This window comes from Leifsonia sp. 1010 (genome assembly GCF_031455295.1).
Lineage (GTDB): Bacteria > Actinomycetota > Actinomycetes > Actinomycetales > Microbacteriaceae > Leifsonia.
The window spans coordinates 735,163-752,303 of record NZ_JAVDSL010000001.1 but is presented as its reverse complement, the minus strand read 5'-3'; the positions used below and the strand labels follow the sequence as shown (position 1 = coordinate 752,303).

Annotated in this window: 18 protein-coding genes; 10 read left to right on the top strand and 8 right to left on the bottom strand. The window is 70.9% G+C overall.

What is annotated here, in order from left to right; all coding sequences use genetic code 11:
* Nucleotides 1–51 precede the first annotated feature (51 nt).
* A complete protein-coding gene (locus tag J2Y42_RS03555; RefSeq protein ID WP_309855117.1) occupies nucleotides 52–1,656 on the top strand; it encodes an amino acid permease in 1,605 nt (534 codons plus the stop codon).
* Nucleotides 1,657–1,660: 4 nt separating this feature from the next.
* Here the strand turns inward: J2Y42_RS03555 and J2Y42_RS03550 are convergent, their stop codons facing one another.
* On the bottom strand, nucleotides 1,661–2,566 hold the full coding sequence (locus J2Y42_RS03550) for an SDR family oxidoreductase (RefSeq protein ID WP_309855115.1): 906 nt from the start codon (nucleotides 2,564–2,566) through the stop codon (nucleotides 1,661–1,663).
* Between the two features lie 106 nt (nucleotides 2,567–2,672).
* On the opposite strand from J2Y42_RS03550, the gene J2Y42_RS03545 reads away from it, so the two are divergent.
* The 3 genes from J2Y42_RS03545 (at nucleotide 2,673) to J2Y42_RS03535 (ending at nucleotide 5,786) form a co-directional block, all read left to right on the top strand.
* The gene (locus J2Y42_RS03545) at nucleotides 2,673–3,236 is read left to right on the top strand and encodes a helix-turn-helix domain-containing protein (protein WP_309855113.1); all 564 of its coding nucleotides are present in this window, start codon (nucleotides 2,673–2,675) and stop codon (nucleotides 3,234–3,236) included.
* Nucleotides 3,237–3,353: 117 nt separating this feature from the next.
* A complete protein-coding gene (locus J2Y42_RS03540) occupies nucleotides 3,354–4,292 on the top strand; it encodes a PrsW family glutamic-type intramembrane protease (RefSeq protein ID WP_309855111.1) in 939 nt (312 codons plus the stop codon).
* A 150-nt stretch (nucleotides 4,293–4,442) separates the two neighbouring features.
* On the top strand, nucleotides 4,443–5,786 hold the full coding sequence (locus tag J2Y42_RS03535) for an IPT/TIG domain-containing protein (RefSeq protein ID WP_309855109.1): 1,344 nt from the start codon (nucleotides 4,443–4,445) through the stop codon (nucleotides 5,784–5,786).
* On the opposite strand, the gene J2Y42_RS03530 is transcribed toward J2Y42_RS03535, so the two are convergent.
* Nucleotides 5,746–6,732, bottom strand: a complete 987-nt coding sequence (locus tag J2Y42_RS03530; RefSeq protein WP_309855107.1) for an NAD(P)/FAD-dependent oxidoreductase — start codon at nucleotides 6,730–6,732, stop codon at nucleotides 5,746–5,748. The genes J2Y42_RS03535 and J2Y42_RS03530 overlap by 41 nt on opposite strands.
* Before the next feature lie 65 nt (nucleotides 6,733–6,797).
* On the opposite strand from J2Y42_RS03530, the gene J2Y42_RS03525 reads away from it, so the two are divergent.
* Nucleotides 6,798–7,373 (top strand): XRE family transcriptional regulator, encoded by a 576-nt coding sequence (locus J2Y42_RS03525; protein WP_309855105.1) that lies wholly within the window; start codon nucleotides 6,798–6,800, stop codon nucleotides 7,371–7,373.
* Between the two features lie 18 nt (nucleotides 7,374–7,391).
* On the opposite strand, the gene rimK is transcribed toward J2Y42_RS03525, so the two are convergent.
* A complete protein-coding gene (gene rimK / locus J2Y42_RS03520) occupies nucleotides 7,392–8,618 on the bottom strand; it encodes a 30S ribosomal protein S6--L-glutamate ligase (RefSeq protein ID WP_018192648.1) in 1,227 nt (408 codons plus the stop codon).
* 26 nt (nucleotides 8,619–8,644) lie between these two features.
* Between rimK and J2Y42_RS03515 the strand changes: the two genes are divergently transcribed.
* Nucleotides 8,645–9,121: a RimK/LysX family protein gene (locus tag J2Y42_RS03515; protein ID WP_309855100.1), complete on the top strand. Its 477-nt coding sequence runs from the start codon at nucleotides 8,645–8,647 to the stop codon at nucleotides 9,119–9,121.
* A gap of 116 nt (nucleotides 9,122–9,237) precedes the next feature.
* Here J2Y42_RS03515 and J2Y42_RS03510 read toward each other — a convergent pair whose 3' ends face one another.
* Nucleotides 9,238–10,125: a hypothetical protein gene (locus tag J2Y42_RS03510; RefSeq protein WP_309855098.1), complete on the bottom strand. Its 888-nt coding sequence runs from the start codon at nucleotides 10,123–10,125 to the stop codon at nucleotides 9,238–9,240.
* Between the two features lie 31 nt (nucleotides 10,126–10,156).
* Here J2Y42_RS03510 and J2Y42_RS03505 point away from each other — a divergent pair, with 31 nt between their 5' ends.
* The 3 genes from J2Y42_RS03505 (at nucleotide 10,157) to J2Y42_RS03495 (ending at nucleotide 12,807) form a co-directional block, all read left to right on the top strand.
* Nucleotides 10,157–11,044, top strand: coding sequence for a site-specific DNA-methyltransferase (locus J2Y42_RS03505; protein WP_309855096.1), 888 nt, complete (start codon nucleotides 10,157–10,159; stop codon nucleotides 11,042–11,044).
* A gap of 68 nt (nucleotides 11,045–11,112) precedes the next feature.
* Complete coding sequence (locus J2Y42_RS03500; RefSeq protein ID WP_309855094.1) at nucleotides 11,113–11,937, top strand: phosphatase PAP2 family protein; 825 nt, start codon at nucleotides 11,113–11,115, stop codon at nucleotides 11,935–11,937.
* A gap of 129 nt (nucleotides 11,938–12,066) precedes the next feature.
* On the top strand, nucleotides 12,067–12,807 hold the full coding sequence (locus J2Y42_RS03495; RefSeq protein WP_309855092.1) for a DUF4190 domain-containing protein: 741 nt from the start codon (nucleotides 12,067–12,069) through the stop codon (nucleotides 12,805–12,807).
* 4 nt (nucleotides 12,808–12,811) lie between these two features.
* On the opposite strand, the gene J2Y42_RS03490 is transcribed toward J2Y42_RS03495, so the two are convergent.
* The 3 genes from J2Y42_RS03490 to J2Y42_RS03480 all read right to left on the bottom strand — a co-directional run bounded on the left by J2Y42_RS03490 (nucleotide 12,812) and on the right by J2Y42_RS03480 (nucleotide 15,512).
* On the bottom strand, nucleotides 12,812–13,696 hold the full coding sequence (locus J2Y42_RS03490) for an alpha/beta hydrolase (RefSeq protein WP_309855090.1): 885 nt from the start codon (nucleotides 13,694–13,696) through the stop codon (nucleotides 12,812–12,814).
* Nucleotides 13,697–13,708: 12 nt separating this feature from the next.
* Nucleotides 13,709–14,101: an SRPBCC family protein gene (locus tag J2Y42_RS03485; RefSeq protein WP_309855088.1), complete on the bottom strand. Its 393-nt coding sequence runs from the start codon at nucleotides 14,099–14,101 to the stop codon at nucleotides 13,709–13,711.
* A gap of 145 nt (nucleotides 14,102–14,246) precedes the next feature.
* Nucleotides 14,247–15,512 carry a hypothetical protein gene (locus J2Y42_RS03480; RefSeq protein WP_309855086.1) on the bottom strand — a complete coding sequence of 422 codons (1,266 nt, stop codon included), beginning with the start codon at nucleotides 15,510–15,512 and terminating at the stop codon, nucleotides 14,247–14,249.
* A 45-nt stretch (nucleotides 15,513–15,557) separates the two neighbouring features.
* Between J2Y42_RS03480 and J2Y42_RS03475 the strand changes: the two genes are divergently transcribed.
* Complete coding sequence (locus J2Y42_RS03475) at nucleotides 15,558–16,118, top strand: CGNR zinc finger domain-containing protein (protein ID WP_309855084.1); 561 nt, start codon at nucleotides 15,558–15,560, stop codon at nucleotides 16,116–16,118.
* On the opposite strand, the gene J2Y42_RS03470 is transcribed toward J2Y42_RS03475, so the two are convergent.
* Nucleotides 16,106–17,128, bottom strand: coding sequence for a LacI family DNA-binding transcriptional regulator (locus J2Y42_RS03470; protein ID WP_309855083.1), 1,023 nt, complete (start codon nucleotides 17,126–17,128; stop codon nucleotides 16,106–16,108). The genes J2Y42_RS03475 and J2Y42_RS03470 overlap by 13 nt on opposite strands.
* Nucleotides 17,129–17,141 lie beyond the last annotated feature (13 nt).

Sequence of the window (17,141 nt, the reverse complement as noted above, 5' to 3'; positions counted from 1 at the left end):
CTGGCGATCGAGAACCCGGCGCACCGCGCCTCACACGAGCGGGAGAAGACCATGACCGCAACGAGCGAGCCGAACAAGGCCGCGACGGACTACACGCGGGCGGACGGCACGCCGGCGCCCGGCCCGGGCCACGTCAAGCCGCATCCTTTCGACTCCGTACCGCACAAGCCGGCGATCGGGTCGCCGGGCACGACGGCGCGTACGTTCATGAGCATCACCCAGCTGGCGATGCTCACCGTCGTCGCCGTCGCGTCCCTGCGCAGCCTTCCCGCCATGGCCGGGTACGGGCTGGGTTCGGTGACCCTGTTCATCATCCCGGCGATCTTCTTCCTGATCCCGGTGGCGCTGGTCGCCGCCGAGCTCGCCACCGGCTGGAAGGGCGGCGTGTTCACCTGGGTGCGGATGGCGTTCGGTGAGCGCTGGGGATTCCAGGCGATCTGGCTTCAGTGGGTGCAGAACGTCGTCTGGTATCCGACGCAGATCGCGTTCATCGCGGCGTCGCTGGCGTTCGTGTTCCTCGACCCGAATCTGGCGAACTCCGGCCTCTACACCGCGATCGTGATCCTCGTCATCTACTGGTTCTCGACCTTCATCACCCTGCGCGGCGGCAATCTGTTCGCGAAGGTCGGGTCGTGGTCGGGGCTCGCGGGCACGATCTTCCCGGGTGTCCTGCTGATCGTGTTCGGGGCGATCTGGCTCGGGACGGGTCAGCCGAGTGAGACTCCGCTGCAGGCGTCGGCGATCATCCCGCCGTTCACCGGCATCGCCTCCATCGTGCTGATCGTCTCGAACGTGCTGGCGTACGCCGGCATGGAGGTCAACGCCGTCCACGCGAACGACCTCAAGAGCCCGGGCAAGGGCTACCCGAAGACGGTGCTCATCGCCTCGATCCTCATCCTCGGGATCTTCATCTTCCCGACGATCGCGATCGCGGTGGCGGTGCCGTCGTCCGAGCTCGGGCTCACCACCGGCATCAACCTGGCGTTCCAGACGTACTTCGACACCTGGGGGATGTCGTGGGCGACCCCGCTCATCTCCCTGCTGATCGCGCTCGGCGCGTTCGCGTCGGTGGTCACCTGGATCGCGGGCCCGTCGCGCGGTCTGCTCGCGGCGGCGCGTTCCGGCTACCTGCCCACGTTCCTGCAGCGACGGAACAAGGCGGGAGTGCAGGTCGGCATCCTGAACGTGCAGGGCATCGTGGTCACGCTGCTCGCCGCGCTGTTCATCTTCGTGCCGAACATCAACACCGCGTTCATCCTGCTGGTGGACATGGCGGCGGCCCTCTACCTGATCATGTACATGATGATGTTCGCGGCCGCCATGCGGCTCCGTCGCACCCACCCGCACGTCACGCGCAGCTACCGCACGCCCGCGATGGGGGTGATCGCGACGATCGGCTTCCTCGCCTGCCTGGCCGCGTTCGCGCTCGGCTTCGTGCCGCCGGAGGGTTTCGCGGCGGGTGCACCGGGATGGGCGTACCCGGCCCTGGTCGCGGTGATCGTCATCCTGCTGGGCGTGCCCCCGCTGATCTTCTATGCGGCTCGTCGCCCCGGCTGGGACCAGCGCACGCCCGCGGAGAAGACGACCTTCGACGACGTGCTGGTGAACCCGCCCGCCGAATCGTCGTCGCCGCCCTCCCCGCCTCAAGCCCCGTGAGGGGTCAGGCCGCGGGGCGGGCGAAGTAGGAGCCGGCAGCCAGGTCCTCGAGGAGGGTCGGGCCGGTCGGCTCCCAGTCGAACCGGCGCTGCGTGAGCGCGCTGGACGCCCGGAGGTCGAGGGCGAAGATCCGCCCGATCCACCCGAAGTGCGCGTCGACGTCGGCGGGGTCGATCGAGGCGGCGGGAACGCCGAGCCCGGCGCCGATCGCCTCGGCGATGTCGCGGGTGGGCACCCCCTGCTCGGCGATGGCGTGCACGACGGTCGCGGTCCCGGCGTTCTCCAGCGCGCGGACGACCAGGCGGGCCGCATCCCCCCGATACACGGCCGGCCAGTGGTTCGACCCGTCGCCGACGTACCCGGCGACGCCCTTCTCACGGGCGACGCGCACCAGCTCGGCGGTGAAGCCGTGGTCACCCGCGCCGTGGACGGTCGGGGCGAAGCGCAGGGCGACCGGGTGGATGCCGCGGTCGACGAACCCGAACGCCAGCTCCTCCGCGCCGCCGCGCGGGGCATCCGGTCCGGAGAACGGCGCGCGGTCGTCCTCCGTCGCGATCCGGCCGGGCGCGATGAAAGCCGTTCCGGAGGCGAACAGCAGGGGGGCGTTCCTGCCCTTGAGAGCGTCGCCGAAGGCCTCGAGCGCGGCGCGCTCCGAGCGCCCCGCTCCCGCCTGGTCGCTGAAGTCGTGGTTGTAGCCGAGGTGGATGACGGCGTCGGCTTCGGCGGCGGAAGCGCGCAGCACCTCGAGGTCGCCCAGCCCGCCGGAGATCGGTTCGACGCCTGCGGATCGGAGGCGCGCGGCAGACGCGTCAGACCTGGCGAGCCCGCGGACCTCGTGGCCGGCAACGAGGAGTTCGGGGACGGCAGCTGATCCGATCCAGCCCGACCCTCCGGTGATGAATACACGCATGATGTGCTCCTTTCGCTCGTCTCATCCCGGTCGATCGACCGCTGATGTCAGAGACTGACGTCAGCGTAGCACTCATGTCAGCAACTGTCATCACTACACTGGAGCCATGGGACGCTGGGAGCCGGACGCGCAGGGCCGCCTCGCGCGCGCCGCGCTCGAGCTCTACCTCGACCCGGGGTACGAGCAGACGACCGTCGCCGACATCGCCGCGCGCGCGGGCGTGACGGAGCGGACGTTCTTCCGTCACTTCGCCGACAAGCGCGAGGTGCTCTTCGCGGGGTCGGCGACGTTCCAGGCGACGGTCCTCTCGGCGATCGCCGAGCACGAAGGCGGCACGACCGCACTTGCTGCCGCCGCTGCCGGGATGGATGCCGCGGCGGCGTTTCTCGAGAGCAACCCCGACCCGACGTTCGCACGTCGGCGCGCGGCCGTCATCGCGGCGAACGCGAGCCTCCAGGAGCGCGAGCTGCTCAAGCTCGCGACCGTCGCATCCACCTCCGCGGCCGCCCTGGTGGAGCGCGGCTTCGATCCGGACGAGGCCGCCATCGCCGCCGAGGCCGCGATGGCCGCGTTCCGGCTCGCCTTCGAGCGCTGGGTGGCGTCCGACGAAGCCCTCGACCTCCGAGAACTCGTGGCCGAGGGCGTTGCCCGGTTCCGCTCCCTCGCCTGACCGGAGTCCTGGCTGATCGCCGGCCCTGGCTGATCGCCGGCCCTGGCGTAGACCCGCAGCGGTGGGAAGATGTTCGCACTGTCAGCGGTGGCGCGGCATCGAGCGAAGGGGAGTCGGATGACGGCACAGACGTGGACGGAACGGCCGGAAGCAGCGCCGCACCCGCATCACCATCACGGCTGGTGGTGGAAGACGCTGCTCACCGGCCTGGCGCTGTGGATCCTGACCATCGTCGTGACGATCGTCACCGGCAACACCAACCTGATCCCGACTCTGATCCTGTTCGGGAGCTTCCTCGTCCCGTTCTGCGTCGTCCTCTTCGCCATCGAGCGCGTGAGCGGCAGTGTCAGCTCGCTGCAGCTGGTGCTCGCCTTCTTCATCGGCGGGATCTTCGGTGTTCTCGGCGCCTCCTTGCTCGAGGTGAACCTGCACCAGAGCTACTGGCTGTACCTGCTGGTGGGTCTGATCGAGGAGCTGGTGAAGGGCATCCTGCTGGTCATCATCGGCTGGCGGGTCGTGCCGAAGACGGCCACGCAGGGCGCCCTGCTCGGGGCGACGGTCGGGGCGGGCTTCGCCGCCTTCGAGTCGGCCGGCTACGCCTTCAACGCGGCGATCACGGCGCGCGGCATCGACCTCGTCTCGCTGCTCCAGACCGAGGTGCTCCGCGCGATCCTCGCGCCGGTCGGCCATGTGCTCTGGACGGCGGTTCTCGGCGCCGTGCTGTTCGGCGCGGCACGGGGCCGTGACCGCTTCCGCTTCTCGATCTGGATCGTGGTGACCTATGTCGGCGTGGCCATCCTGCACGGTCTCTGGGATTCGGCGAGCGACCTGGCTGCCGTCATCGCCCTGCTCGCGAACGGCCGCGCGGTCGAGGAGCTCACCACGGCCGGCGGCCTCACGGCGCAGACCGCGTCGGCCGTGACCGCGCTTGCGGGCATCCTCTACATCGTCGTGCTGATCGTCGTCGCCGCCGGCGGCATCCTGACGCTCTGGCTCGTGCTGCGGCACTACCGCCGCGCCGAGCGGCTGCGGGCGGTCGAGCGGCCGACTGCCTGACAGCCGCCTCCGAAATCACCCGCAAACGGGGGGCAGCGAAAAGCGGGTGCTTGCCCGAAGCTAAGTACAAACGTCGACCCCCCGGACACGGTGGAGGTCGGCGTTTGCTTTTTGGGGGAATCACGCATGAACCAACAGGGGGAACACCACATGACAACATCCATGAGCCGCGTGCGCGGCCGCATCGCCGGGGGAGGCGCGGTGGGGGCCGCTCTCGCCGTGCTCCTCGGCTTCCTCGGCCTCGGCGTCCTTCCGGCGCAGGCCTCCGTTGTGCCGAGGGTGGTCGCCGCCGCGGCCGCGACGCTGATCGCACCCACGAGCGGGACCCCGCTGGGCGGCGACATCGTCACCATCACCGGCACCGGTTTCACCGGTGCGACCGGCGTCACCTTCGACGGAACCTCGGCGACGACGTTCGCCGTGGTGGACGACACCACGGTCACCGCGACCACGCCTGCGCACGCGCCGGGTGCGGTGGATGTGGTGGTGCAGCAGCCGACGGGAGACTCCGCGCCGCTGACCTACACCTTCCTCGCACCGCCGACCGTCACCGACGTCTCCTACAATCGGGTCTCGGAGGCCGGCGGGACCGTCGTCACCGTCTCGGGCACCGGATTGACGGGGGCCACGGGCGTCACCTTCGGCGGCACGGCCGCGCCGGCCTTCACGGTCACGTCGGACACGTTCATCACCGTCACCACCCCCGCGCATGCGCCGGGCACTGTGGATGTGGTGGTCGAGCATCCCAACGGGGATTCGAACCCGGGCTCCATCACGTACGTCCCCCTGACGACCGCGGTCATCACGAGCCTGTCGCCCGACCATGGGCCGTCCGACGGCAACCCGACCATCACCATCACGGGCGCCGGGTTCTCGGGGACGCTGTTCGTCCTCGTCGAGGAAGCGCCCGTTCTCTTCACCGTCGTGTCGGACAGCGAGATCACCTTCACACTGCCCAAGGCGCGCGGGAAGGTGCCCGTCCAGGTGCAAACGGCCGTCGGTGTGTCGGCTCCTGTGACCTTCACCTACGATCCCACCCTCATCGTCACGGATGTGAGTCCCGCCAGCGGATCGAGCACCGGAGGTACGGAAGTGACGCTGACCGGCGAGTGCTTCACCGGGGCCTCGGGGGTCACATTCGGAGGCACCCCCGCGCAGAGTTTCACGGTCGTGAGCGACACCACGATCCGGGCGATCGCACCCGCAGGTTCCGGCGTCGTCAGCGTCGGTGTGCAGCCGTCGGCCGCATGCCCGGAATTCCTTCCGGGATCGGGACTGAACTTCACCTACGTCGAGGCGACCGCCTCCACCTCCGCCGACGGGCCGACGGCCACCCTGGCGGACACCGGTTCGTCGACCCCGGCAGGACCGATGCTGGCGGGCGGGGGCGTGTTCCTCGCCGCCGGAGCCGCCCTGCTCGTCGCCCGGAACCGGCGTCGCGGCCTGACTCCCGTCAGCGACCCGCAGGGCGGCCCGCGGCAGCCGACCGTCTGAGCGCCACCGCCCGGTCGGCGTCCTCCAGCGCGAGTTCCGCGTTGATCTGGGCGCCGGCCAGCGCGCCGGCGGCCGCGGCCGCGCCGACCTGCGCCTTGGCGTCGGCGACGTTGCCCGCCGCCCAGACTCCGGGCACGCCTGTTCGACCGAACGCGTCCGCCTCGATGCTGGTGCCCATCCCGCCCGGCAGGTCAACGCTGTGCAGACCCAGGGACTGGAGGCCGTGCATACGTGCCTCCATGCGCGAGCCGACGGCGAGCACGTCGCGCGCGACCAGCGTGCCGTCGTCCAACCGGACGCCGGTGATGCGGTCGTCCGCCGTCTCGACGGCGGCGATACGCCCCGCAACGACTGGGACGCCCAGCGCCTCGAACCGCGTCCGCGCGGCCTCGTCGGGGTCGTGACCGTTCGCGAGGTACACGACGTCGTCCGAGAGCTGCCGGAAGAGCAGCGCCTGATGGACCGATCCCTCCCCGGTCGCGATGATGCCGATGGCCCGGTCGCGGACCTCCCAGCCGTGGCAGTACGGGCAGTGCACGAGATCGCGGCCCCAACGCTCGGCGAGGCCCGGGATGTCGGGGAGCACATCCCGCAGGCCGGTCGCGACCAGCAGGCGGCGCGCCCCGACCCTACGTCCGTCACTGAGGGTGACGACGAATCCGTCGTCCGAGCGCACCGCATCCGTCACCTCGCCGTCGAGGATGCGTCCGCCGTAGCGCCGGACCTCCTCGCGCCCGATCCGCAGCAGCTCCGCCGGCGGCATCCCCTCACGGCCGAGAAGACCGTGCACGCCGTCCGCCGGCGCGTTGCGCGGCGACCCGGAGTCGATCACGAGCACATCGCGGCGCGAGCGCGCCAGCATCAGCGCGCCGTTGAGTCCCGCCGCGCCGCCGCCGATCACCACGGCGTCCACCATCTCGTCCTGCTGTTCCCACTGGTCCGTCATGCAGCCAGTGTCGGTGCCGGTCCTCGGGATGGCAAATAATCTTGCCGAAATGGCAAAATAGTCCCATGGACACCGAAGACGCCATCGCGGCCGCCGGGGCCCGGCTGCGCAGCCTGCGCACCGACCGCGGCCTCACACTCGCCGAGGTCGAGCAGGCCACCGGTATCTCCACCAGCACGCTGAGCCGCCTGGAGTCCGGCCGCCGCAAGGCGACTCTCGAACTTCTGCTGCCGTTGGCGCGCGTGTACGGCACAACGCTCGACGAGCTCGTCCGGACGCCGCCGTCAGACCCGCGGGTGCGTGCCCGGCCGATCGACTGCGAGGGGATGACCCTTCTGCCGCTGTCCCGGCACGCGACGGGACTGCAGGCCTACAAGATCGTCGTACCGCCCCGCGTTCGCGCCGTCCCGCGGCAGCGTACCCACGAGGGCTACGAGTGGCTCTACGTGCTCAGCGGACGGCTCCGCTTGCTGCTCGGCGACGAGGAGGTCGTGCTCGAGCCCGGGGAGGCGGCGGAGTTCGACACGCGAGTGCCGCATTGGTTCGGAGCCGAGCCGGGAGGCGCGGTCGAACTGGTGTCCCTGTTCGGGGCGCAGGGCGAACGGGCGCACGTGCGCGCCCGGACGACGGCGGCGGCATAGCAGCACCGTCGCCCGCTCTCACTCCGTCGCGGCGACGGGCGCGGTCTCGCTCTCGGTCAGCGCCTCCTGCGCCTCCTTCGGCAGCTTGCGCACCTTGGCGCGGCGCTTGCGCCGGTCCGGGATCATCGACCGCATCTCCTCCAGCCGCCCGAAGCAGAGCAGCCGGTCTCCGGCCTCCAGGACGACGCCGCTGCGCGGGTTCGGGATGACGGACGCGCCCCGGTGCAGGGTGAGCACCGAGATGTCGCGGTCGCCGAGACCGGAGTCGCGGAGGGTCTTGCCGACGAGGTCCGCGTTGGTGTGCACGAGCAGTTCGGCGACTCCGTAGCCGGTCGAGACGGTGAGGCGCTGACGGACGTCGATCTCGGGGAACGCCACCTGATTGTCGATGAAGTCGATGATCGCACCGGCCACATCCAGTCCGGTCGCCCGCTCGATGCCCTCGAGCCCCGGTGAGGAGTTAACCTCCATCACCAGAGGGCCGTCCTTGCCCTCCAGCATGTCGACGCCGGCGACGCGAAGTCCCATGATCTGGGCCGACCGCACTGCCGCCTCCTCGAACTCGGGAGTCAGTGCGACCTTCTCGACGGTGCCGCCGCGGTGCACGTTGGAGCGGAACTCGTCGCCGCTCGCCACCCGCCGCATCGCGGCCACCACCCGGTCCCCGACGACGAGCGCGCGGATGTCGCGCCCGCGGCTCTCGGCGATGAAGCTCTGGATGAGCACGTTCTGCTTCGTGGAGTGCAGCGTCTCGATGATCGACTCCGCGATCTTCGCCTCCGGGGCCAGGATGACGCCGATGCCCTGCGTGCCCTCGAGCAGCTTGATCACGACGGGCGCGCCGCCGACGCGCTCGATCGCCATGCGCACGTCCGCGCGGCTGTTCACGAACGCCGTGCGCGGCATCCCGATGTTGTGGCGCGAGAGGATCTGCGTGGCCCGCAGCTTGTCCCGCGAGTTCGTGATGCCGTTCGCGGTGTTCGGCGTGTACACATCCATCTGCTCGAACTGCCGCACGACCGCGGTGCCGTAGTAGGTGATCGAGTTGCCGATGCGCGGCAGGATCGCGTCGTAGTCGGACAGCAGCCGGCCGCGGTACTGCAGGTCCGGCTCGTCGCCGGAGAGGTCGATCGCGAACCGCAGCGTGTTGAGCACCTTGACCGTATGACCGCGGTTCTCGGCCGCCGAACGCAGCCGCTGCGTCGAGTACGCGTGCGGGGCGCGCGAGAGGATGGCGAGTTTCACGGGAGGGCTCCTGCAAAGATGGGGGAATGGCCGACCTCCATCCAACCACCGACACGGTCGGCTGGCGTGAGTGGGTGAGTCTTCCCGGTATCGGCGTGCCGTGGATCAAGGTGAAGGTGGACACCGGCGCCCGTAGCTCGTCCCTGCACGCCTTCGACATCGAGGAGCTGCCGGGCGACCGGGTGCGGTTCCGGGTGCAGCCGTGGCAGGACTCCGACCGGGATGCGGTCACCGCCGAGTGCGCGGTGCACGACCGCCGTGTGGTGCGCAGTTCGTCCGGTCACACGGAGGAGCGGATCGTCGTGCTGCTCGAGCTGGTGCTCGGCGGCCGCCCGGTGACCGCGGAGACGACGCTGACCAACCGCGACCAGATGGGCTTCCGGATGCTGGTCGGCCGCGAGGCGCTCCGCCAGGGCTTCATGGTCGACCCGGCGCGCTCCTTCCTCGGCGGGCGGGCGCCGCGCGAGATCCGCCGCCGCAACCGCGGCCGCGAGCTCGCCTGACGCGCGCGTCTCCCCACGCCCCGCCCCCGCCTCCCGCTGCCGCGAGATTTGCGCCAAATCTCGGTTATGACGGCCGCATAACAGCGATTTGGCGCAAATCGCGCGCATCGAGGCTGTCAGGCGGTCGCGTCCAGACCGAGTTCGCGGCGCCAGTGGGCGAGGAACTCCGCGCCGGCGTCGTCGTGGATGGCGTCGCCGATCGTGATCACCTGGTACGGCCGCTCGAGCACGCCGTCGGCGGGTCGCACATCCACGTGCGCGACCTCGTAGCCCGCGTCGTGCACGAAGTCCGCCATCTTGTAGTCGCTACGCGAGTCGCCCACCGACCGCCAGCGGCGAGGGAGCGGCCCGCGCGCCGCGAAGTAGTCGAAGGCGCGCTGCGCTCCGCGGTCCTTGTCGAGCAGCACCGACTCGATGTCGGTGGAGATGATGGTCGGGTCGATCCGGTACGGCACGGCACCATCGGCGTCGGGCGCCTCCCGGTCGCCGTAGCGCAGGCCGACCCCGAGGCCGGTCAGCGCGTCGAAGGCGGCGTCCTGGAAGCGCGACTGGGCCTCGGCGTAGGTCTCTGCATCCACGTCGGTGCGCTGCTCGACCGAGATCATCGCGCGCTTCGTCTCGTCGAAGAACATGGTGTCGGCGAAGCGTTCGCGCACGAGCCGGCGGACCGCGTCGACCGCCTCGGGCGTGAAGGCGACCGTCTCGTCCACGGTGACTTCGCCCATCCCCTCGCCGGTGATCGGCGCCCACGCGCCGCCCTTCTCGAACACGCCGAACATCCGCGCGCCGTGCTGATCGAGCGCATCGCCGAGGCCCGCGTCGCACAGCGGATTCACCACCTGGTTGCGGATGAAATCGCCCGACCGTCCGGTGATGAACGCGATCGGAACGCCCGCGGCGGCCATCGCGACGAGGTCGGTGACGATGCTGCGGATGGCGATGGTGCGGGTGACGGGACTCGCGATGGGCCCGTCGACGTCGAAGAGGAGGCCGAGGTTGTGCACAGTCCATTCTCTCCGCTGCGAGAATGGTCGCATGTCGCAGCCCGCTCCCGCAGCCGAACCGCTGTGGCATCCGGATGCGCCCAGCACGGTCGTGCAGGGCGACAACCTGGAGGTGCTGGCGGCTCTGCCGGACGCGTCCTTCCGCCTGATCTACCTCGACCCTCCTTTCAACACCGGGCGGCCGCAGGCGCGCCAGACCCTCACGTCGGTGCGCTCCGAGGGCGGCGTCGGCAGCGTGATCGGCTTCAAGGGGCGCAGCTACGAGCGCATCAAGGGCGACCTGCTCAGCTACGACGACCGCTTCGAGGACTACTGGGGCTTCCTGGAGCCGCGCCTGATCGAGGCCTGGCGGGTGCTGGCCGACGACGGGACGCTGTACCTCCACCTCGACTACCGCGAGTCGCACTACGCCAAGGTGCTGCTGGATGCGCTGTTCGGCCGGGAGTCGTTCCTCAACGAGATCATCTGGGCCTATGACTACGGTGCGAAGCCGAAGAACCGGTGGCCGGCCAAGCACGACACGATCCTCGTCTACGTGAAGAACCCGACCGCGTACCACTTCGACAATGCCGCGGTCGAGCGGGAGCCGTACATGGCGCCCGGCCTCGTGACCCCCGAGAAGGCGCAGCTCGGAAAGCTGCCCACCGACGTCTGGTGGCACACCATCGTGTCGCCGACGGGTCGCGAGAAGACCGGGTACCCGACGCAGAAGCCGGAGGGCGTGCTGCGCCGCATCGTCCAGGCGTCCAGCCGTGAGGGGGACTGGGTGCTCGACTTCTTCGCGGGGAGCGGCACGACCGGCGCTGTGGCCTCGGCGCTCGGCCGGCGCTTCGTGCTGGTGGACAGCAATCCGGCCGCCGTCGCGGTCATGCGCGACCGGCTGGCGGCCTGCGAACCCGGCGTTCGCTTCGTCGACTGAGCGGATCCCCGCGATCCTCGGCGTTCGTCCGGAAATCTCAGAGTCGTGTGTGGAAGGGTGGATGCACTATGCGATCGAGCCTCCGCGCCCTCCCCTTCCTCTGGGGTGCGCTCGTCTCCGCGGGCTCGTTCGTCGCCGTCTACCTGGTGTTCGTGCAGAGCTACATCGGCCAGGTCATCGATGAGCGGGCCTTCGCCGGGGCCGACGCCTGGAAGGGCGACGTGATCGAGTTCGCGCACACGTTCCTCAACGCGCTGCCGGTCGCTTCGGTGGTGATCGGGGCGATCGTGGCCATCGTGATCGTGCTGGTCCGGCGCAACTGGCTGGTGTTCGCGGTGGCTGTCGGGGCGGCCATCGGTGCGAACGTGAGCACGCAGGTGCTGAAGTACACCATCCTGTCCCGGCCCGAGAAGGGCGTGGATGTGGGGCTCTCCAACTCGCTGCCCTCCGGTCACACGGCGGTCGCCGCCTCTGCTGCGCTTGTCGTGTTCCTGGTGGCGTCGCCGCGCCTCCGCCCGGTCGCCGCGGTCATCGGCTCGATCTTCGCGATCGCGGCCGGCGCATCCACCCTGGTCGAGCAGTGGCACCGGCCCAGCGACGTCGTGGCCGGAATGCTCGTCGTCGCGTTCTGGGGCTGCCTCGCCGGGATCGTGCTGGCGTGGCTGCACCTGCCGGGCGCCGAACCGCCGGTGCGCAGCAAGCTGTGGCCGCTGGTGTGGATCGGCACGGTCTGCGCCGCCGGCTCGGTCATCGCGCTTCTCGTCACGTACTTCTCGGCGCAGTCGGGCACGGAGCACCTGTTTATCGCCTACGCGGGCGGCGTCGCCGCGATCGTGGCGACCGGGTTCGTGCTGGCCGCGCTGGGCAACCGCCTGTACCGCCGCCTGGCCTGACGCTCGGGCGGGTGTTCGCCTCGGCCGCAGCCGCGTCATATTGCCGACATTCGGTACGTCTGCACGGGTGGGCGGTGATTCGCGCCGCCCTACGACGCCCGGCGCGCAGGCCGCGCCCAGGAAGGCCCCATGAACGACGACACCCCCACCCCCGCGGAGGCGGACGCCCGACCCGCCGCTCCCATCGAACCCGCCGCGTCGGTCACACCCGGTGATTCGGCCCCGCCCATCCCGCCCGGCCTTCCTGCGCACGCGCGTCCGCAGAAGACCAACGTCCTCGCGATCATCGCCCTGATCGCAGGCTTCCTCGTTCCTCTCGCCGCCTTCATCTGCGGAGGCATCGCTCTTTCCCAGATCAAGCGGTCGGGTGACAAAGGACGCGGTCTGGCCTGGTCCGGCATCATCGTCGGCGCGGTCATGAGCGTGCTCGCCATCGTGGTGTCGATCCTGATCGTCGTCGCTACCGCGGCCGCCGTGCAGAGCGCCGTCGACACGGCATCGCAGAAGGGCTCGCCGTCCGCGTTCCACAAGCCAGGGTGCCAGGAGATCGGCGAACTCGTCGTCGACATCAGCGAGCAGATGGGCGGGATCGCCCAGGCCACAGGTGCTGAGCGCATCGAGGCGATCTCGGAAATGCAGGAGCTCTCCGCTGAGGCGCACGCGCTCGCCGTGACGATCGACGACCCGGAGGTCGCCGACGCTGCGGAGAACGCAGTGACGGCGCTCGACGATGTCATCGTGACCTTCGAGGCCGCGTCCACCGATGCCCCGGCCGACCCGGGGAGCGCGTACGACACGATCGCCCGGGCCAAGGAGCAGCTCACGACGCTTTCAGCCTCGATGAAGGAGCTGGAGACGGCCTGCCGTTAGCGGATCAGGGCGCCGCGGAGCCGTCCTCGTGCTCGTCGAAGAACCCGACGAGCGCACCGACGAGCTCCGCGGGCGCCTCCTCGGCGACGTGGTGACCCGAGTCGATCCCGTGTCCCCGGACGTCGGTGGCCCACGCATCCCAGATCGCGAGGGGGTCGCCGAAGAGCTGCTCGAGGTCGTCGCGGAGTGACCAGAGCACGAGCAGCGGCATCATCAGCCTGCGGCCGGCGGCGCGGTCCGCCTCCTCGTCGGCCCGGTCGACGGTGAGCCCCGCGCGATAGTCCTCCAGCATCGCGCGCACGACCTCCGGGCGGTGGATGGCCTCCCGTCGCTCGGCGAAGTTCTCGAGCCCCATGGCATCCGGATCGCCGTGGTACCAGGCGTCCGGGTCGGCGCTGATGACGCGCTCGGGAGTGTCCGGCTGGGCGAAGAAGAACCAGTGGTACCACTGGGTGGCGAACTCCGGCGTGATGCGGTCGAGGTGCTCGACGATGGGGAGGCAGTCGAGCAGCGCGACACGGCGGACGGCTTCGGGATGGTCTATCGCCAGTCGGAACGCCGCGTAACTGCCGCGGTCATGCCCGACCAGGTCGAAACGGTCGTGGCCGAGTCGGCGCATCAGCTCGCGGACATCCTCGGCCATCGCCCGCTTCGACGCCTGCGCGTGATCGGGCTGCGGCGCGGGCGCAGTCGAGCGGCCGTAGCCGCGGAGGTCGGGGACGACCACGGTGTGTCCGCGCTCCACCAGGAGCGGCGCGACCCGATGCCAGGTGGAGCCTGTGCGCGGGTGGCCGTGCAGCAACACGATCGGCGGTCCGTCGCCTCCGATCCGGACGTGGATGCGCGCCTCGCCGACATCGACGTCGGCGACCTCGAACCCGTCGAACATCGCGCTGGTCGGTCAGGCCTTCTCGCGCAGGTTCTGCGCGATCTTCTCGAGCGATCCGTCCAGCGCCTGCTGCATCCCGTCGAATTCCTGCGTGGTGTGGATGCTGAGCTCGACGCCGTCGTCGGTCAGGCGGAGCGAGCCGTGGTAGTCGTGCGGGCCGGGAGCCGACCAGCGCACCTCGCGCGCGGCGTGATCCACGTCGAAGTTCGCCTCGGAGGTGACCGTCTCGTCGGTGCCGTCCTGGTCGGCATCGACGTGGGCGGTCGTCTCGACCTTGCCGTCGGGCAGCTCGTGGGCCTCGGTCATGCGCGGGAAGTAGGCGGGAAGATTCTCCGGGTCGGAGACGTAGTCGAAGTACTCGTCGGCGTCGCCCTCGAGCGCTCGCTTCGCAGTGTATGTAGGCATGCCGCGACCGTACGCTCGCCCCGCTCCCTCCGCATCCCCCCTGTCCGCCCCTGCCCCACCGCCCCTCCGCCCACCGTCGAGTCCGCAAACTTTGCACGCGCCGCACCGCAGGAGCGTGCAAAGTTTGCGGACTCGACGGTGGGGGTCAGGGGGCGAGGGAGGTACGGGACGAGCGGGACGAGCGGGACGAGCGGGCGGCGCGGGAGGGACGGGACGTGATCGCGGCGTCGAGGGCGACCGCGGCGAGCGTGAGGGCGCAGACGCCTGCGGCGCAGAGGATGAGCACCCCGGCACCGAACGGAGCGATCAGTCCGGCGGCGGCCACCCCCATCGCGGTCCCGGCCACCTTCACCCCGGCGACGGTCGCGAAGACGCGTGCGGCCGCCCCGGGCGGCGAGTACTCCGTGCGGGCGGCGAGGGTCGCGGCGAACAGGGCGGAGCTCGCGGCACCGACGAGGGCGAACGCCGCCCCGGCGATCACCGTCGCGGCCGACGGCACGAGCAGCGCCGCTAACGGCAGGAGCAGCGCGAGACTCGCGACCGCGACCCCGATGCGCACCAGACGTTCCGGCGACCCGGACAACGGCCGCGCGATGAGGAGCAGCGCCGCCCCCAGACCGCCGGCGCCGTACAGCGCCATGAGCAAGGCCGCCGAAGCCGGCGATGCGCCCCGGCTCGCCGCCAGGGCGGCGGCGATGACCGGTGCCGACGCGAGCGCCGTCGCCGAGCCCACCGTGGCGACGGTGGTGCGCCGAAGGGGCGCGGACGCGAGCAGCACTCGCAGAATGCCGCCACTCGTGTCGCGCGCGGCCGTCTGGCGGGAGCGCGGGAGCCAGAGCACCGGCACCGCGGCGATCACCAGCAGTCCCGCGGTCGCCGCCAGCGCTCCGCCGGGAGAGAGGATGACGGCGCCGGCGGCGATGGCGGCCGGGCCGACGGTCCCGGCGACGCCGTAGGTGAGCGCGTCGAGCGCCTGCCCACGGCGCTGGGTGACACTTCCGGCGTCCGCCACCGGCTCATCCGACGTCGACACCGTCGCCAGGATGGGCGCCAGCCGACTGCTCAACCCTCCCGTGACGAGCGGCCCCGCGCATCCGGCTGCTGCCAGCGCCGCTGCCGCGCCGATGATGCTCACCGGCAGCGTCACCGCGGCGACGATGAGGAACGCCGCGTACCAGCCGAACGCGGCCGCGAGCACCGGCCCGGGCCGCTCGCGCGCATCCAGCAGCCGTCCGGCGAGCGGCCCGATCAGGTGCGGGATGGTGAGCGCGGCGGCCAGAAGCCCTCCCGCGGCGGGACCGCCGACGGCTGTCCCGGCGAGCACCGCCGCGACGATCGCCCCCGCGTCCGCCGATCGCGCGGTCACGGCAGAGGTGACGTAGGCGATGACGCCGGCTCTCCGCTCGCTCATGCGCCACACGTTGCCCCCGCTCGCGTCACCTGTCAAGATAGTGACGTGACTTTCGAGTTCGTCGCGGGCAATCTCGCCCTCGACTTCGTGGCAACCGTCGCCGAACGGCGGACGACGGCGGTCGAACGCGTCCCGACCCCTGAGGCGCTGGCCCGCTGGTTCGCGGATGCGGGAGTGGTGGATGCGCCTCCGCTCGTCGACGACGCGGGCCACCGCGAGGCCCTCCGCCTCCGCGAGACGATCTGGCAGCTCCTCACTACGGATCCGGGCGAACCGCTCGACGCGGACGCCGTCCGGCGGCTGCAGCATCACGCCGCCGCGCCTCTCCCGGTCGCCGTCCTCGCCACAGACCGCACCGTCACCACGACGGGCGACCTCGGCGGCTGCCTCGCCGCGGTCGCGCGGGCGGCCATCGACGCGTTCCGCCCCGAGAACGCCCGGCACCTCAAGTGGTGCGAGGGCACCGACTGCACGCGGCCGTTCCTCGACGCATCGCGCGCATCCAATCGCCGCTGGTGCGGGATGGCCGGCTGCGGCGACCGCGCGAAGGCCGCTGCCTACCGCGCCCGCAAGCGCACCGCCCGCAGCGCGCGTCAGGTGCTCTGACGCACCACCAGCTCGGTCGGCAGCAGCGTCACGCGGTCGACGTGCTCGCCCGCGAGGCGCCGCACCAGCACCCGCGCCATGGTCTCGCCGAGCCCGATGGACGGCTGGTGCACCGTCGTCAGCGGCGGCGTCGACATCAGGCCGAAGCTGTCGTCGTCGTACCCGACCACCGCGATGTCGCCCGGGATGCTGAGGCCCGCCTCATGGATCGCCGAGTACGCTCCGGCCGCCATCTGGTCGTTCGCGGCGAAGAGCCCGTCGATCGGACGGCCCTCCGCCAGCAGCCGACGCATCGCCTCGGAGCCCGACGCGGGCGAGAAGTCGCCGTACGCGACGCGCGTGGCGTCGAGCCCGGCCGCATCCATCGCCCGCTTCCAGCCCGTGTAGCGGTCGAGGCCGGCCGGCATGTCCTGCGGTCCGGTGATGAGGGCGATGTTGCGGCGCCCGCGGTCGATCAGGTGCTGGGTGGCGACCTGCGCGCCGGCGACGTTGTCGACATCCACGTAATATGAGAGGTGCTCGGTCTCGCTGACCGGGCGTCCGCCGAAGACGAGCGGGAGGGATGCGCCCAGCTGCGCATAGGAGTGGTCGCCCGAGTGGTGCGAGACCACGAGCGCTCCGTCGACGTTGCCGCCCATCAGGTAGCGCCGGGTCTTGTCGGGGGTGGTCTCCGACGAGATCACCATGTTGAGTGTGTACTCCGTGTCGGCGAGGCTGAGCGCGACGCCCTGGACGATGGATGCGAAGAACGGGTCGGCGAAGACCTTGGCCGTCGACTCCGGCACGACGAGGGCGACGACCTGCGTGCGCCGCGACGCCAGCGAGCGCGCGGCACGGTTGGGCACGTAGTTGAGGTCGGCGATCGCCCGCTCCACCGCGGCGACGACCTCCGCCGTCACCTTGGGCGATCCGTTAACGACCCGCGACACGGTCGCGCGCGACACCCCGGCGCGCGCGGCCACCGCCTCCAGGGTCGGCACCGCCCCGCCCGTGATCTGCTCGGTCGTCATCGGGTCTCCTCGT